Source organism: Kitasatospora sp. NBC_00315, from assembly GCF_041435095.1.
In the GTDB taxonomy this organism is placed as follows: Bacteria; Actinomycetota; Actinomycetes; order Streptomycetales; family Streptomycetaceae; genus Kitasatospora.
In genome coordinates, this window is record NZ_CP108025.1 from 446,040 (window position 1) to 461,355 (window position 15,316).

General features: G+C 71.9%; 12 protein-coding genes and 2 pseudogenes. 5 read left to right on the forward strand and 9 right to left on the reverse strand.

Going from position 1 to position 15,316, the window contains the following annotated elements:
• Positions 1–86: 86 nt before the first annotated feature.
• Both OG823_RS01830 and OG823_RS01835 read right to left on the reverse strand, forming a co-directional pair.
• The gene (locus OG823_RS01830) at positions 87–476 is read right to left on the reverse strand and encodes an STAS domain-containing protein (RefSeq protein WP_371476830.1); all 390 of its coding nucleotides are present in this window, start codon (positions 474–476) and stop codon (positions 87–89) included.
• Between the two features lie 143 nt (positions 477–619).
• Positions 620–918, reverse strand: a pseudogene (locus tag OG823_RS01835) (MerR family transcriptional regulator).
• 924 nt (positions 919–1,842) lie between these two features.
• Here OG823_RS01835 and OG823_RS01840 point away from each other — a divergent pair.
• The gene (locus OG823_RS01840) at positions 1,843–2,082 is read left to right on the forward strand and encodes a hypothetical protein (protein ID WP_371476831.1); all 240 of its coding nucleotides are present in this window, start codon (positions 1,843–1,845) and stop codon (positions 2,080–2,082) included.
• Between the two features lie 97 nt (positions 2,083–2,179).
• On the opposite strand, the gene OG823_RS01845 is transcribed toward OG823_RS01840, so the two are convergent.
• The 5 genes from OG823_RS01845 to OG823_RS01865 form a co-directional block, all read right to left on the reverse strand.
• On the reverse strand, positions 2,180–2,530 hold the full coding sequence (locus OG823_RS01845; protein WP_371476832.1) for a VOC family protein: 351 nt from the start codon (positions 2,528–2,530) through the stop codon (positions 2,180–2,182).
• A 300-nt stretch (positions 2,531–2,830) separates the two neighbouring features.
• A complete protein-coding gene (locus tag OG823_RS01850) occupies positions 2,831–3,376 on the reverse strand; it encodes a DinB family protein (RefSeq protein ID WP_371476833.1) in 546 nt (181 codons plus the stop codon).
• 226 nt (positions 3,377–3,602) lie between these two features.
• Positions 3,603–3,974, reverse strand: coding sequence for a ClpX C4-type zinc finger protein (locus OG823_RS01855; protein ID WP_371476835.1), 372 nt, complete (start codon positions 3,972–3,974; stop codon positions 3,603–3,605).
• 179 nt (positions 3,975–4,153) lie between these two features.
• Positions 4,154–4,387 carry a hypothetical protein gene (locus OG823_RS01860; protein WP_371476836.1) on the reverse strand — a complete coding sequence of 78 codons (234 nt, stop codon included), beginning with the start codon at positions 4,385–4,387 and terminating at the stop codon, positions 4,154–4,156.
• 13 nt (positions 4,388–4,400) lie between these two features.
• Positions 4,401–5,546, reverse strand: a complete 1,146-nt coding sequence (locus OG823_RS01865) for an anion permease (RefSeq protein ID WP_371476838.1) — start codon at positions 5,544–5,546, stop codon at positions 4,401–4,403.
• Positions 5,547–5,836: 290 nt separating this feature from the next.
• Here OG823_RS01865 and OG823_RS01870 point away from each other — a divergent pair, with 290 nt between their 5' ends.
• From OG823_RS01870 to OG823_RS01885, 4 genes are all read left to right on the forward strand, one after another.
• On the forward strand, positions 5,837–7,570 hold the full coding sequence (locus OG823_RS01870; RefSeq protein ID WP_371476839.1) for a SulP family inorganic anion transporter: 1,734 nt from the start codon (positions 5,837–5,839) through the stop codon (positions 7,568–7,570).
• Between the two features lie 166 nt (positions 7,571–7,736).
• Positions 7,737–8,681 (forward strand): polyphosphate kinase 2 family protein, encoded by a 945-nt coding sequence (locus tag OG823_RS01875; protein WP_371476840.1) that lies wholly within the window; start codon positions 7,737–7,739, stop codon positions 8,679–8,681.
• Positions 8,682–8,833: 152 nt separating this feature from the next.
• Positions 8,834–11,557, forward strand: coding sequence for a cation-translocating P-type ATPase (locus tag OG823_RS01880; protein WP_371476841.1), 2,724 nt, complete (start codon positions 8,834–8,836; stop codon positions 11,555–11,557).
• A 210-nt stretch (positions 11,558–11,767) separates the two neighbouring features.
• Complete coding sequence (locus tag OG823_RS01885; RefSeq protein WP_371476844.1) at positions 11,768–12,994, forward strand: serine/threonine-protein kinase; 1,227 nt, start codon at positions 11,768–11,770, stop codon at positions 12,992–12,994.
• Positions 12,995–13,219: 225 nt separating this feature from the next.
• Here the strand turns inward: OG823_RS01885 and OG823_RS01890 are convergent, their stop codons facing one another.
• Both OG823_RS01890 and OG823_RS01895 read right to left on the reverse strand, forming a co-directional pair.
• Complete coding sequence (locus OG823_RS01890) at positions 13,220–13,660, reverse strand: RICIN domain-containing protein (RefSeq protein WP_371484267.1); 441 nt, start codon at positions 13,658–13,660, stop codon at positions 13,220–13,222.
• Positions 13,661–13,687: 27 nt separating this feature from the next.
• Positions 13,688–14,872 (reverse strand): annotated as a pseudogene (locus tag OG823_RS01895) (glycoside hydrolase family 64 protein); the annotation flags it as partial.
• Positions 14,873–15,316: the final 444 nt, after the last annotated feature.

Sequence of the window (15,316 nt, forward strand, 5' to 3'; positions counted from 1 at the left end):
ATCCCGACTCGATCCCGGCCGCGCCGAGGCGTCCCTCCCGGTAGGTGCCGTTGGCGTCGGTGTTGCAGGTGCCCTGGAGCCCGTGGTCAACCGCGCCGATGCGCGGGCCCCTCCGCTACCGGCGTGCCGGCGTCCGGGCTCACCCGTAGCACCTGGTCCACCCCGGTGCGCCGGAACAGGGCCGCCACCCGCGCGGCCGGGGAGAGCACGTGCAGCACCGCTCCGGCATCCCGGGATCGCAGGTGGGCGCGGATGACGGCGTTGAGGCCGCCGGAGTCGCAGAACCTCACGCCGGACAGGTCCAGCACCAGCTCGCCCGCCGCGATGACCGCATCCATCACGTCGGCCACCGCCGCGTCCAGCACACTGCCCGTACGCTGCTCCAGCTCACCGACCACGGCCAGCACCGGGGCCCCGGCTCCCGGCCGCAACCGGACGCTGAACGAAGGCGGATCGACCTGCCTGGTCGCGGGCATCGCACTCCCCCGCCGCCCGGTGTCCGCCGCCGCCGGTGCGCCCGCGAATCGGGCGCACTCGCCGGCCGGCGTGTTCGGGGCGGAGCCCCCACCGTAGCGCGCCGCCGCACGCCGTGCTCCGCCGTGCGGGCGAGGACGCGGTGTCAGGTGTCGTCGGTCGGTTTGGTGTCGTGGCTGGGTTTGGTGTCTTCGGTGGGGCGGCGGAGTTCCTCGTCGAGGTGTAGGGCTTCTTCGAGTTGGTCGTCGAGGATGATGATGCGGCAGGCGGCGTCGACGGGGTGCCCTGGTCGACGAGGTCGCCCGCCCGCATCGCGATCCGCGGTCGGTAGCGGGAGAATCGGCGGTGGCCGCCCTCCGAGCGCAGGGGCGTGATCAAGCCCTGCTCGCCCTGAGCGCGCAGGAAGCCGGCGGTGGTACCGGTCATCGCGGCGGCCCGGCCCATGGTGTAGGCGGGATGGTCGTCGTCGAACGAGTCCGCACCGGAGGTGGAACCGGAGCCGGGATGCGGGGTCGGATGGTGGCCGTGGCCATTGCCTCTTCTCGAACGGTTCGGGCACGCGGCGAGGGGCCCCGGCACCGTGGCGGCTCCGGGGCCCCGAAGGGATACCTCACCATCTACCGGCCTGAGCCGGGTTCCTTATGTCCGCACCACCCCGGGGGAAGGGGCATGCGGGGATCGCGAATGCGTGACCGGAAACCACCGTCCTTCGTATCCGGGGGCTCTGCGGTGTCCGCCCGGACGAGAAACCTCACCGGCCGGGCGATCCTGATGGCGCTCCGTCCCCTCCGTTCGTCCTCCACGAGCACTGACCTGACAATGCGAGTACCGCTGGATCCTCCCAACACGGTTACCGCACAGCACTTCTGAACTGCCGAAACCTGGAACCGCAAGGCGACCCCATAGGTCACCCGGTCCGCCGGCCGGCTCCGTCGCCCGTCCTGTACCAACCCTGGCTTGGAACCACACCGGCCGAACCCACCGGCACGCGCGCCCGCAGCCCGACGCCTTCACCGGAACACCACGTCCTACCACTGCTGACAGCACCCGGCGGCCCCTGAAACCCGCGAGCCACCCGACCCGGCCACCGATCCCGTCACCGAACGACACCAACCCTGGCTCCGAAACCCCGCAACCGTGCCGACCTGCGAACTCACACACAAATCCCGCCAGTTCACGCCTGCCGGGCACCTCTCGAATGCATTCCTACGAGAGAAACACTAACCACGACACCACGCCATGTCTACTACCGCCAGCACAGATTTCTCCGCGCCCAGTGAGAAGGTAGTCTTCGCCCCCGTGAGGACGGGCCACAGCCCCGACCGCGGCTCCGAAGCGGTGGGCCGCACCCCAACGAGGAGGCGATCGGTGCACGAGCGAGGAACCCCGCCGGCGGTGCGCGCCCCCGCTCCCCATCCCCCGCGCACGAGGACGTCGCTGCTGAGCGCCCTCGCCGAAGCCGTCCGCGATCGCGACGAACACGTCCTGCGCCGACTGCTCGCGCGCTTCGCCGAACAGGCCGCCCTCACCGACCTGCCCGCCCTACGCCACGCTCTCGACCCTCAGCACCAGCACCCGGCATGGGAACAGCCACCGGAGCCCCCGTGAGCGGGAGGACGACCGGTCGCGCAGCGCGGTGGGGAGGCCGGACTCGGCGTACCGGACGGTCTGCACGGTGCCGGGACGGCTTGCGAACCGAGCGGTGTCACAGGTCGGTGGCCCGTTCGTGCCGAGGCTCGTACATGCCCACATCGCCGCCGCCGGGCAGACGGAGCCTGGTCAGTCGTCCCCAGCGCTCCTCTGTGACCGGTTGCGTGAACTCCACGCCCTTCGCGGTCAGAGCCTGCATCGTGGCTTTGACGTCGTCGCACATCAGAAAGAGCTCCTGGGTCTCCGGCCCGGTGGTGGGGTGCACCGCGACCTCGGCCGGCGGGAGCCTGAAGATCGGCCAACCGCCTCCCGCGTCGACATGGGGATACTCCAGTACGTCCCTGAAGAAGTCGCGGTCCGCCGCTGCGTCACGGCTGTGGATGACGATGTGAGCACCGTTGATCATGGGGCCAGAGTAGAAGCCGCCGCCCACGCCGGCCCGGGACACACGGGACGGCAGCAATGGCCGTGCTCCAGTCGGCGGGCGCCCGACCCGCTGCCGCCGGTGAGTACGAGGCGATGTCGGACGCCGACCCGCGGCGGGGCCCGTCCGCCGCGGCGGACCTGCCCACCTTTCACGCCCGGCTCCGGGACACCCCGGCGATCCTCGTCCTCCGGTGGCTGTGCCGGACATCAAGCCGGGCGCCCTCCTCCACCCTCCGTCAACCCGGGGAAGGCGCCACGTCAGGCGCTCACACGGGGAGTGTCAGCCCATGCTCTTGGCGCCGTCCAGGGCCTCGCGGATGATGTCGGCGTGGCCGGCGTGTTGGGCGGTCTCGGCGATGACGTGGAGCAGGACGCGACGGGCGGACCACTGGACGTCGCCGTCGAACCAGGGCGCCTTCGGCAGCGGGTGGGAGACGTCCAGGTCGGGCAGGGTGGCGACCAGATCGTCCGTACGGCGGGCGGCCTCGGCGTAGTCGGCGAGCACACCCGCCAGTGTCTCCCCGGGCAGCAGCCTGAAGCCGTCCTGGCGGTGGGCCCAGTCCTCCTCGGTCATGGCGGTGAAGTCCGGCATCGCGGACGGGCCTTCGAGGATGAACCCGATCCAGCTCTTCTCGACCGCGGTGACGTGCTTGACCAGGCCGCCCACGCAGAGCTCGCTCACGGTGGAGCACTCGGCGGCCTGAGCGTCGGTCAGTTCGTTGGCGGTGAGGCGCAGAAAGTGCCGCGCCTTGCCGAGTTGCTCCAGCAGATCCGCGCGCTCGCCGGTGAGCGCCGGGGCCAGGGGGTGGGTGGTGGGCTCGGTCATGATCTTCTCCGCCTTCGTGAGGTGTCGTCCCGTCGACGAGAGAAACGATAGGACGGATCTAGGCCAGGAAACGACCTAGATCGACAGCTGCCCGGGCCGGTCGTTGCGCGTCGGCCCGGGCCGAAGCGGATCGATGCCGGGCCGAAGCGGATCGGTGCCGGCCCGAAAGGCGACGGCGGCGGCCCGGGCACGAGGGTGGCGACGGCGGCGGCCCGGACGGCGAGCGTCACTCCTCCCCGGAGAACCGTCCCCAGGCGGACTGGCGGGTGATGCCGAGGGCCTCCCCGATCCGCGCCCAGGTCACCTCCCGTCGCCGCAGCTCCCGGACCCACGTGCGCAGGTTGGACTCGACCTGGTCGGCCACCGCCGCAACGCGGGGCAGGTGGTCGAGCATCTTCTCGTCGGCCATCGAGTCCCACAGCGGCATCTGCAGGTCGACCGGCCCGCCGCGGTGCTGCGCGACGATGGACGCCGCCAGATCCACGCACTCGTTGCAGATCTGGACCCCCGGCCCGGCCACCAGCTTGTCCACCTCGATGTCGCTCTTGCCGCAGAAGGAGCAGCGCGGGTTCTCGTGATCGGCCGTGTCCGTGGGCATGTCGTGCCATCCTCTCGTCAGGGTGATCCTGACAGCAGAGCAGACGAATGTCAGGCGCCGCCTGAGAAGCTCGGACCACCCCGCCCGTCCCGAATCCGGCCGCGAACAGTCCCGACCGGCACCCCGGAGCCTTCCGGGGCGCGGCCCCGGGCCGGGCCGAGGGCCTCGCCGAGGGCTTCTCAGTCGTGGAACTGCGGGATGATCAGATACAGCCCGTAGAGCACCACCGCGGCGCATGCCAGGAAGCACAGTGCGGCCCCGGTCAGGGCGGCGGCCGAGCTCCGGCCGGCGCTTCTGGCCTCCTGGTGGTTCAGCACCGCCCGCACACCCAGGGTGAAGACCACGGCGACCGCGACCGTCGTGCCGATGCTGACCACGGTCACCTCGGCGAGCGCGCTCCAGTGCAGTGCCACGGCGTTCTCCCTCTCAGCTGCCCGCGGCGGCGGGCTGCGGGTTGACCGTCACGGTGGGGGCGTCGTTGACGTTGTCCGCGGTGACCGGGCTGCGCCGGGACAGCACGTAGATCACGGCCGCGGCGGCCACGGCGGCCGCGGCCACCGCCACGGTCCCGGCCGTCCCGCCGTGGACCACGACGGCGGAGGCACCGCCGCCGATCAGCCCGGCCGCCGGGAGGGTGATCAGCCAGGCGACTGCCATCCGGCCGGCCGTGTTCCAGCGCACCTTCGCCCGGCGGCGCCCGAGCCCGGCGCCGATGATGCTGCCGCTGCAGACCTGGGTGGTGGAGAGCGCGAACCCGAGGTGGGCGGAGGTGAGGATCACCGTGGCGGAGGCGGTCTCGGCGGCGAAGCCCTGTGGCGAGCGGATGTCGGTCAGGCCCCGGCCGAGCGTCCTGATGATGCGCCAGCCGCCGAGGTAGGTCCCCAGGCCGATGGCCAGGCCCGCGGTGAGGACCACCCAGACCGGCGGCCCGGCACCGCTCGGCAGCGCGTCCACGGAGATCAGGCTGAGGGTGATCACGCCCATCGTCTTCTGCGCGTCGTTGGTGCCGTGGGCGAGTGAGACCAGCGAGGCCGACCCGATCTGCCCGAACCGGAAACCCCGGGTCACGGACTCCTCCGCGGCCCGCCCGCTGAGGCGGTAGACCAGCAGGGTGGCGAGCAGTGCGGCGGTCCCGGCCACCACCGGTGCGGCGAACCCCGGGATGACGATCCTTTCGAGCACCTCCTCGAAGTTCACGGCCTTCAGCCCCGCGCCGACGCAGACCGCGCCGACCAGTCCGCCGATCAGCGCGTGCGACGAGCTCGACGGGAGTCCGAGCAACCAGGTCAGCAGGTTCCACAGGATCGCGCCGACCAGCCCCGCGAAGATCATGCCCAGGGTGATCAGTCCGTCGTTCACGATGCCGCCGGAGATCGTTTTGGCCACTGCCGTGGACAGGAACGCGCCGACCACGTTGAGCACGGCGCTCAGCAGCACCGCCACTCTCGGGGGGAGCGCGCCGGTCGCGATCGAGGTCGCCATCGCGTTCGCGGTGTCGTGGAAACCGTTGGTGAAGTCGAACACCAGCGCCGTGACGATCACTACCACCAGGAGGAACGTGACGTGGGACATGCGGCCCAGTAGAACAGCGCCCGGCGCCAGGGGGACGGTACGACACTCGCCGCGGACGGTCGGTTCGCTCCTCGGCCGGGGCAGCGCGGGCGCAGCCGACCGCAGCTCCGGCCCCGCGGCCGGCGCTCGCCGCGGTCCACTCTTTCGGCCCTGTCCTCTGGCGGTGACCCGGGCGGGGCTCCGACGATGGGAGCCGATGCCCCCGCACCGCCCCAGGTCCCGCCGCCGGCCCGGTCCCGCCGCGGCGGGGTGCCGGCTGCGGCTGCCGTCGGCCCTGCGGAAGGAGACCGTTGACACCCTCCACCGACCCGGTCGGCGGATTGCGGCACCGCCTCGCCGCATTCGTCCCGGGCCTCGGTGTGCTCGGGTCGTACCGGCGCACGTGGTTGCGCGGGGACCTGCTGGCCGGCGTGACCGTCGCGGCCTATCTGGTGCCCCAGGTCATGGCGTACGCGAGCGTGGCGGGGCTGCAACCGGTCGCCGGGCTCTGGGCCATCCTGCCCGCGCTCGCCGTCTACGCCTTCCTCGGCTCGTCCCGTCTGCTGTCGGTCGGCCCGGAGTCGACGACCGCGCTGATGACGGCCGGTGTGGTGGGGCCGCTGGCGGCGGGGGACCCGGACCGCTACGCCGTCCTCACGGCGGCGCTCGCCGTCGTGGTCGGGATGATGTTCCTGCTGGCCCGGATCGCCCGGCTGGGGTTCGTCGCAGATCTGCTCTCCCAGCCCGTCCTGATCGGCTACCTCGCCGGGGTCGCGCTGATCATGGGGGTGGACCAGCTGACGAAGATCACCGGTGTCGAGACGGAGGGTTCGGGCTTCTTCCCGCAGCTGGTCTCCTTCTTCCGGAATCTCTCCGAGGCCCATGCCGCGACCGTGATCCTCAGCGCGGCGACGCTGGTCTTCCTCTTCGTGGCGGCCGCGTTCCTGCCGCGCGCGGTGCCGGTCACCCTGCTCGCACTGGTCCTGGGCACCGTGGTGGTCGCGGTGTTCGATCTGGAGTCGCTCGGCATCGCGGTGATCGGGCAGATCCCGACCGGGCTCCCGCGCCCCGCGATCCCGTCCCTCGGCGACTTCCGGGACTTGCTTCTGCCGGCCGTCGGCGTGCTCCTGGTGGGGTACACCGACGTGATCCTGACGGCCCGCGCCTTCGAGTCCCGGGGCAGCGGCGAGCGCCTGGACGCCAACCAGGAACTCCTGGCGCTGGGGGTGGTCAACCTCGGTGCCGGTGTACTGCACGGCTTCCCGGTGAGCAGCAGCGCCAGCCGGACCACGCTGGCGAAGTCGGCCGGCGGGCACACCCAGCTGTACGGGCTCACGGCGGACGTCCTGGTCGTCGCCGTGCTGCTGTTCCTCGGCCCGGCGCTCGCCCTGACGCCGTCAGCCGTCCTGGGGTGCCTGGTCGTCTTCGCCGCCGTCCGGATGATCGACGTCGCGGGGTTCCGTCGGCTCTCGTCGTTCCGGCGCCGGGAGCTGCTGCTGGCTGTCGGATGCCTGATCGGCGTCCTGGCGCTGGACATCCTGTACGGGGTGCTGGTGGCCGTGGGGCTGTCGGTGGCGGAGCTGCTCAGCCGGGTGGCCCGGCCGCACGACGCGGTGCTGGGTCTGGTGCCGGGGGTGGCGGGCATGCACGACGTCGACGACTACCCCGAGGCGCGGACCGTCCCCGGCCTGTTGATCTACCGCTACGACTCGCCGCTGTTCTTCGCCAACGCCGAGGACTTCCGCCGGCGGGCGCTGGCCGTGGCGGCCGAACAGTCGGAGCCGGTGCGCTGGTTCGTCCTCAACACCGAGGCCAACGTCGAGGTGGACATCACCGCGTTGGACTCCCTGGAGGCGCTGCGGGAGGAACTGGTCGGCAGCGGCTGCGTGTTCGCACTGGCCCGGGTGAAGCAGGACCTGCGGTCGGAGCTGGACGCGTACGGGCTGACCGGAGCCGTCGGCGAGGACCGGATCTTCCCCACCCTGCCCGCGGCCGTGGCCGCGTACCGCTCCTGGAGCCGGGCGGGCGACGATGCGCAGGGGTAGCGGCCCGCGGGCCGAGTTGCGGCCCCGCGCCCTGACCCCCAGGCTCGGATCCAGACCCGGGCACGCAGGCTCCGCCGGACGACGGGGCGGGCCGCGCAGGCCCTCGACCGCCCGACCGCGACGGCTGCGCCGGCTCGCCCGCGCGCGCCAGGAAGGCTGGTCCCGGATGGCACGCAAGCAGGCCCGGCGCATCGCGAAGTTCATCGAGCCGCTGCGGGTGGAGCCCGGCTCCCGGGTGGACCTGAGCGACTTCGACCCCCGTTACAAGGCGGGGATGAGGAAACGCGAGGGCGTCCGACTGCTGGAGAGCGGCGTCGCTCTGCTGGCCGAGTACCAGGCCCGGCTGGCCGCCCAGGACACCTACGGCGTCCTGTTCTGCCTGCAGGCGATGGACGCCGGCGGCAAGGACGGCACCATCCGGCACGTCATGAGCGGGGTGAACCCGCAGGGGGTGCACGTCAGCAGCTTCAAGGTGCCCTCCACCGAGGAGCTCGACCACGACTACCTCTGGCGGTACGCGCGCAGGCTCCCGGCCCGCGGGGACATCGCGATCTTCAACCGGTCCCACTACGAGGAGGTCCTCGTGGTGCGGGTGCACCCGGAGGTGCTGGAACACCAGCGGATCCCGGACGCCGCCCACGGGTCCGCCCTCTGGGACCGCCGCTACCGGGAGATCAACGACTGGGAGCGCCACCTCACCGACAACGGCTTCAAGGTGGTGAAGGTCTTCCTGAACCTCTCCAAGGAGGAGCAGCGCACCCGGTTCCTGAAGCGGATCGACCTCCCGGAGAAGAACTGGAAGTTCTCCGCCGCCGACGTCCGTGAGCGCAAGTACTGGGACGACTACCAGGAGGCCTTCGCCGAGATGCTCTCGGCCACCAGCACCCCGTGGGCGCCCTGGTACGTGGTGCCGGCGGACCGTAAGTGGTTCGCGCGCATCTGCGCCGCCGCCGTACTCGCCCACACGTTGATCGAGATCGACCCCCGGTACCCGGTCGTCGACGAGGAGGCCCACCAGGATCTGCTCGCCGCCAAGCGCCGGCTCAGGAAGGAAGCCCCGAAGGGCGCCCCCGCCGACCCGTACGCGGCCCGCCACGAGCCGCCCGGCTAGACCCGGGCCCGCCGTTCGCCGCCCCACCTCCTCGGGCGCGCAGGCAGCGGGCGCGGGCAGCGGGCACGGGCACGGACAGCGAACGGCCGCCGGCCGGTCGGGTCGGGCCGGGCCGGGGCGGGGACACACCGGGAACGGAGACAGCGAAGAAGATGACAGTCGAAGCAGGCCTGACGGGGCCGCAGCCGGCCGAGCGGCCGGAGTGGTACGCGTGCTCCCCCGAGGACGTCGCGCACCTGTTGGAGGTCGACCCGGAGGTCGGCCTCACGGACGCGCGGGTGGCCGAACAGCGGGCGGCCCACGGCCCCAACGCCCTGCCCGAGGAGCAGACCCGGCCGGCGCTGCTGCGCTTCCTGGACCAGTACCGCAGCTACATGCAGATCATCCTGGTGGCGGCGGCCGTGGTCTCGTTCGCGATCGCGCAGTGGAGCACCGCGATCCTGCTGGTCGCCCTCACCCTGCTCAACGCGGTGGTCGGCCTGCGGCAGGAGGGCAAGGCCGCCAGCGCGATGAACGCGCTGAGGTCGATGATGAAGAACACCGCCCGGGTCCGCCGCGCCGGTGCGGAGTCGGAGATCCCGGCCGAGGATCTCGTACCGGGCGACGTCGTGCTGGTCACAGCCGGGGACCAGGTACCGGCCGACGGGCGGATCGTCCGGGCCAGCGCGCTCCAGATCGACGAGTCCGCGCTCACCGGCGAGAGCACCCCCGCCGGGAAGGACACCGTCGTGCCGCCCGGTGAGAAGCTCGGGCCCGGGGACCAGACGGACATGGCGTTCATGAACACCCCGGTGACCCACGGCAGCGGGGTGCTGATCGTCACCGGCACCGGCTCGGAGACCGAGCTCGGCAGGATCTCCACCATGCTGTCCGCCACCGCGAAGGAGGAGTCGCCGCTCACCCGGGAGCTGAACAACCTCACCCTGTGGATCGCGGGCGCGGCCGGCCTGACGATGATCGTGATGTTCGCGCTGGGCCGCAGCCGCGGCCAGGCCTGGGACACGCTGTTCATCGCCGCGGTCTCGCTGGCCATCGCGGCCATCCCGGAGGCGCTGCCCACGGTGACCCAGGTGATCCTCTCCGTGGGAAGCCTCAACCTGGCCGGGCGCAACGCGATCGTCAAGGAACTGCCCTCGGTGGAGACCCTCGGTTTCACCTCGGCGATCAACTCCGACAAGACCGGCACCCTGACGATGAACCAGGTGACGGTCGTCGAGGTGATCAGCCCGACGGACCGGTACACGGTCTCGGGCACGGGGTACGGCCTCGACGGGCGGATCCACCACGCGGCGGGGTCCTCCGCGGGCGTCGAGGACGCGATCCTGCCCTTCCTGGTCGCCGGGGACGCCACCCTGGTCGACGGCACGGTGGTCGGCGATCCGACCGAGGGCGCGCTGCTCGTGCTGGGCCACAAGGCCGGGCTGGACGTGGAGGGCACCCGTGGGCGGATGCCCAGACTCGCCACCCTGCCGTTCGACCCGGGCTACAAGCTGATGGCCACCTTCCACGCCGCGAAGGACGGCTCCGGGCGGCCGGTCGTGCGCTGTTTCGTCAAGGGCGCGGCGCCCGCCGTCATGTCCCGCGCCGTCAGTGCGCTGGCGGCCGGCGAGACCGTCCCCTGGGAAGGCGAGCTGAGCCGTCGCGCCCAGGAGCAGGTCGAGCGGATGGGCGGCGAGGGCCGTCGGGTGATGGCGGCGGCCGCCCGGGATCTGGATCCCGCCGACTTCGACCCGGACGGCGACCTGCTCGCCCTCGTCACCGGGCTTCGGATGACCGGCCTGGTGGGCATGGTCGACCCGCCCCGGGCCGAGTCCAAGGCCGCCGTGGCGAGTGCCCAGGCGGCCCACATCAGGGTCCGCATGGTCACCGGTGACGACGTCACCACCGGCGCCGCCATCGCCCGGCAGCTGGGCATCCCCGGCGAGGCCGTGCTCGGCGCCGACTTCGCCGCCTGGACGGAGCAGGAGCAGCGGGCGCGGATCGAGCGCATCGGTGTGGTGGGGCGGGTCGCGCCGGAGCACAAGGTCCTGCTCGCCGACACGCTGAAGCGCAACGGCGAGGTCGTGGCGATGACCGGGGACGGCGTCAACGACGCGCCGGCCATCAAGGCCGCCGACATCGGCATCGCGATGGGCAGCGGTACCGACGTGGCGAAGAACGCCGCCCGGATGATCCTCTCGGACGACAACTTCGCGACGATCGTGTTCGCGGTGAAGGAGGGCCGCAAGCTCTACGACAACCTCACCAAGTACGTCCGGTTCGTCCTGCTGCTGCTCGTCACCTTCGTGCTGACCTTCCTCGGCGCGACGCTCTTCAACATCGCCGCCGGGGAGCCCTTCCCGCCGCCGCAGGTGCTGTGGATCCACTTCGTGGTGAACGCCCCGTTCGGCTTCGCGCTCGGCTTCGACCAGGAGAGCCCGGGGCTGATGCGCCGTACCCCGCGCCCGCGGGGCGAGTCGGTCCTGACCCGGCCGCTGCTGACCACGGTCGGCCTCGCCGGTCTGGCGCTGACCGTCATGCTGCTGGCGCTGATCAAGCTCGGCGAGAACCACTTCGGCAGCGTGCACGTGGGCAGTTCGATGGCCTTCACCGCCTTCTCGCTCTGCCTGATCGTGGCCGCGTTCGAATGCCGCAGCGAGACGGCGTCCGCGCTGCGGACGACCACGTTCGACAGCAGGCAGATGAACCTGGCGGCGCTGTCCGAGTTCGTCCTCGCCGTGCTGGTGACCCAGCTGGACGGGTTCCGGCGCATCCTCGGCACGGCGGAGATCGACCTCCGCCAGTTCGGGTGGGCCCTGCTGGCCGCCGTGGTCTTCCTCGCGCTGTGGGAGCTCGGGAAGGCGATGGCCCGCCGGGCCCGGACAGGCACGGGGTGAGCCGGCCCGCACCGGCAGGCGGCCTGCCCGGAGTCGGGCGGTCGTCCGGCGCGTACTGCGGCTGCCAGGGTCCCTGTTGGACGGCATCGTCCGTCCCGCGCGCGGCCACCGTCCTGGTGTGCGGATGGGCCGCCCGGAGCGGGGTAGGCGACGCGGAGCCACCGCTCCTCCGGCCGGAGCAGCGGTGGAACGTCCAGGAGCGGAGACACGATGGCCACCGCGCACGCCCTTCCCCTCCATGCCGGCCTGTTCGCAGGTCGGTACCGCGTCCAGGAGCACCTGGGCCGCGGTGGGGCGGCCGAGGTCGTACGCGCGGTCGACGAGCGGTTGCAGCGGTCGGTGGCGCTCAAGGTGTTCCGGCCCGAGGCCGGCGGGGACGCCGCCGAGCGCTTCGCGCAGGAGGGTCGAGCGCTGGCGCGACTGCGGCACCCGGGCCTGGTGGAGGTGTACGACTACGGCACGTGGGGCGAGCGCCCTTTCCTCGTGCTGGAGCTCATCGAGGGCCCCACGTTGCGGGAGGTGCTGGCTCGTGAGCCGCTGTCGCCGGTCGCGGCGGCACGGCTGGGGTCGCAGCTGGCGAGGGTGCTGTCCTTCGTTCACGGGCATGGTGTGGTCCATCGGGATGTGAAGCCTTCCAACATCCTGATCGGTGAGGGTGGGGCTCCGCGGCTCGCGGACTTCGGTGTCGCGCGGCTTCCCGGTGATGCCGCGATGACCCGGACGGGGTGTGTCGTCGGCACGCCGGCCTATCTCGCGCCGGAGCAGATCCGTGGTCGGTCGGCCCGGCCGGCCGCGGACGTGTACGCGTTGGGTCTCGTGCTCGTCGAATGTCTCACGGGGCGCCGCGAGTACGGCGGCGCGCCTCTCGAAGCCGCTGCGGCGCGCCTGCACCGCTCTCCTGCCGTACCCGGGCACCTGCCGAGGGGTCTCTCCCGGATCCTGCGACAGATGACGCTCTCCGACCCGCTGCAGCGACCGTCGGCGATCGAGTGCGCCGACGCGCTCGGGGAGGTCACGTCGCTCGCCGCGCCGGCGCTGACGCAGCCGCTGGCCCTGCGGGTGTCACGGATGCCGGTCCACCGAAGGCGCGGCGCGTCCCTGGCAGCTGCGGCCGTCCTCGCGCTGGCCGGCCTGGCGGCCGGCACCGCCTTCGACACGGACCCGCGCCCGGCGGCTCCGGCGCTGCCCGGGCCGAGCGGCCGGCCGACCTCGTCCGAGACCTCCTCGGCCTCCGGCCCGAGGGAAAGCGCCACGGCGTCCCCGGACGGCGCCGAGGCGACCGCGCCGACCGCAGGGGCTGCCCCCGCCGCCGCGGGGTCCGCGCCCGCACCGGCCTCGCCTCCTGTCACGGCTCCCGCTCCCGGCCGGGCATCGCCGGCGCCGTCCAGGGGCCCCGGCAACCCGGGCCGAGCGGGGAAGGTCAAGAAGCAGCACTGAGCCGCTGTTCGACCGGACCGGGCACGAGTCGGATCAGGTCCCCGGTTCCGGCGCTCCGGATCGGTGTTGATCCGGGCGGCGTTCCGCGGTTGACGACCGCACAGCTCCGCACGCGGTCCAGTGCGCGGTCCGGGCTGCCGACCGGGCTGCCGACCGGACCGGACCCACCGCGCCACGACGGCCGCTCGGTGGGTCCGGCCCGGTGACCCGGGCCGGGCCGGATGCTCAGCTGCTCGCGAGCTGGAAGGACTGGTTGGATCCCCCGTTGCAGGTCCACTGTTCGACGAGCGTGCCGTCAGCCGTGGCAGCCCCGGTGATGTCCAGGCACTTGCCGCTGGCGCGGGAGACGAAGTGGTAGCTGCCGTCGGACTGGCCAACCGGCAGCCACTGCTGGTTCGCGCCGCCGTCCTGGGTCCAGGTGTCGAGGGCGGTACCGTCCGCGCCCGAGGCGGCCGGGTCGTCGATGACCTGGCGGTTGGCGGCCGAGTTGCGGTTGGTGATCATGTAGTAGCCGCTGTCGGTGGCGCCGAACTGCCACTGCTGGTTGCTCTGACCGCCGCAGGACCACTGGAGCAGCGCGGTCCCGTTGGCGGTCCCGGCGCCGGAGGCGTCCACGCACTTGCCCGAGTTGGAGTTCACCAGCTTGTACCAGGCCGAGGTGTTCACCGGCCCGGAGGGGCCGCTGCCGCCGCCGCTGAACGAGTCGAGCGTGATGGACGCCGACGTCGGGTTGTCGTCGTGCACCAGCGACTCGTGGTTGCCGACGTCGTCGAACGCGAAGGCGTAGGCGTTGCCGTCGGCCATCTGTGCGTGCAGGAACCGGGCGTAGTGGTTGGTGTCCGCGTCCTGGTAGAAGTTCGCGGCGCTGGAGTCGGGCTGGTTGGGGTTGGTGAGCAGCGTGGTGCGGTTGAAGCCCGCGCACAGGGTCCGCGAGATCGGGCCGCGGACCAGGTCGTTGGGGGCGTCCAGCAGCTTGTAGCAGCCGAAGATGCTGTCGGCGTCGGGCTTCTGGAAGCTGGTGACCACCGCACCCGAGGCGTTGGTGAAGTTCAGGGTGTTGCCCGAGACCCGCCCGTAGTACTTGGTGTCGGGCTGGTCGGTGAAGGGCGTGACCGTCAGCGTCGAGCTGCTGTACTTCGACCACACGCGGTTGACGTAGTCGTCCATCTGACTGGCCGGCAGGGCGCCGGACTCGATGCCGTGGCCCGGGTTCAGGGCGCGGAGCACCGTGCCGTCCGAGCGGGTCTGGATGAGGTTGCCCCAGCCGCCGGACTGGGCCCGAAGGGAGTTGAAGAAGGCGCTGTAGCCGCCCGGCTTCAGCGTGCCGGTCGTCTTGGTGCCGCTCGAGCCCGAGACGCCGACGGTGTACGGGACGGAGAACATGTCGACCTGGGTGCTGTTGATCCACAGCCCGGCGTCGTTGAGGGTGTACTCGGTCCAGTCGAACAGGATGTTGTGGTTCGGGTCGGACGGGTTCTGCACCGCGGGCTGCACCAGGCCGCCGGTGGTCAGCTTGAAGTCCAGCTTCTGGCCGAAGGAGAAGTAGATCCGGCCGGAGAACTTCGGGATCCGGATCGTGGTCGACTGCCCGTTCGCCGGGCCGGTGATCGACGCGTCGGGGGCCGGGGTCGCCGGGTTTCCGCCGGCGGGCCAGGCGTGGAAGGTGCCGTTGCCGTCGGCCCAGCCCTGCTGGCCGGTGGAGAGCCGGGTTCCCAGGTCGTAGATGTAGATCTGCTCGCTGCGACCGGAGTTGTTCTTGAACGTCAGCGGGATCGTGTCGGGTACCGCGGCGTGGGCGGCGGGTGCGGCGGCAAGTGTCGTCAGCCCTGCTGCGGCGACTGCTGTGGCGAGGAACGACGCCAGTGGCTTCCGTGCCATGAGCACGTGCCTCCTCGTGGTGGGGGGGTGGGTTCCAGGTACGGGACATGCGGAGCCGACCGACTCGGGGCAGTGCCGGCCGTCGTCGGCGGAAAGCCCGTGCGCTTCCGGCACTGTGGGGGACCGGAAGATCTGGATGTCGGTGAGAGCGCTCTCAGAATCGCTGCGCATGTTCGGATCTGTCAACGCCTTCAGCGTGATCGACTTCCTCGGCCCTTCACGAGTCGTCAGGCGCGGACACCGTGCCATGGCGGGCCTTCGAGGCCGCCCGAGCTGTGATCAAGAGCGTGGAGAGCGCCGCCGCACCGGAGTTACGAGACCCCTCCGTGGACCTGGGGCGTCCGGGAGACGCGAATCCCGTTGCGAAGACCCGCAGTTGGCCCCCCTCGCGGATCGGCGTCGAGGCCGCTCGTCGAAAGACGGTCTCGCAGGGCTGCGCCGTAC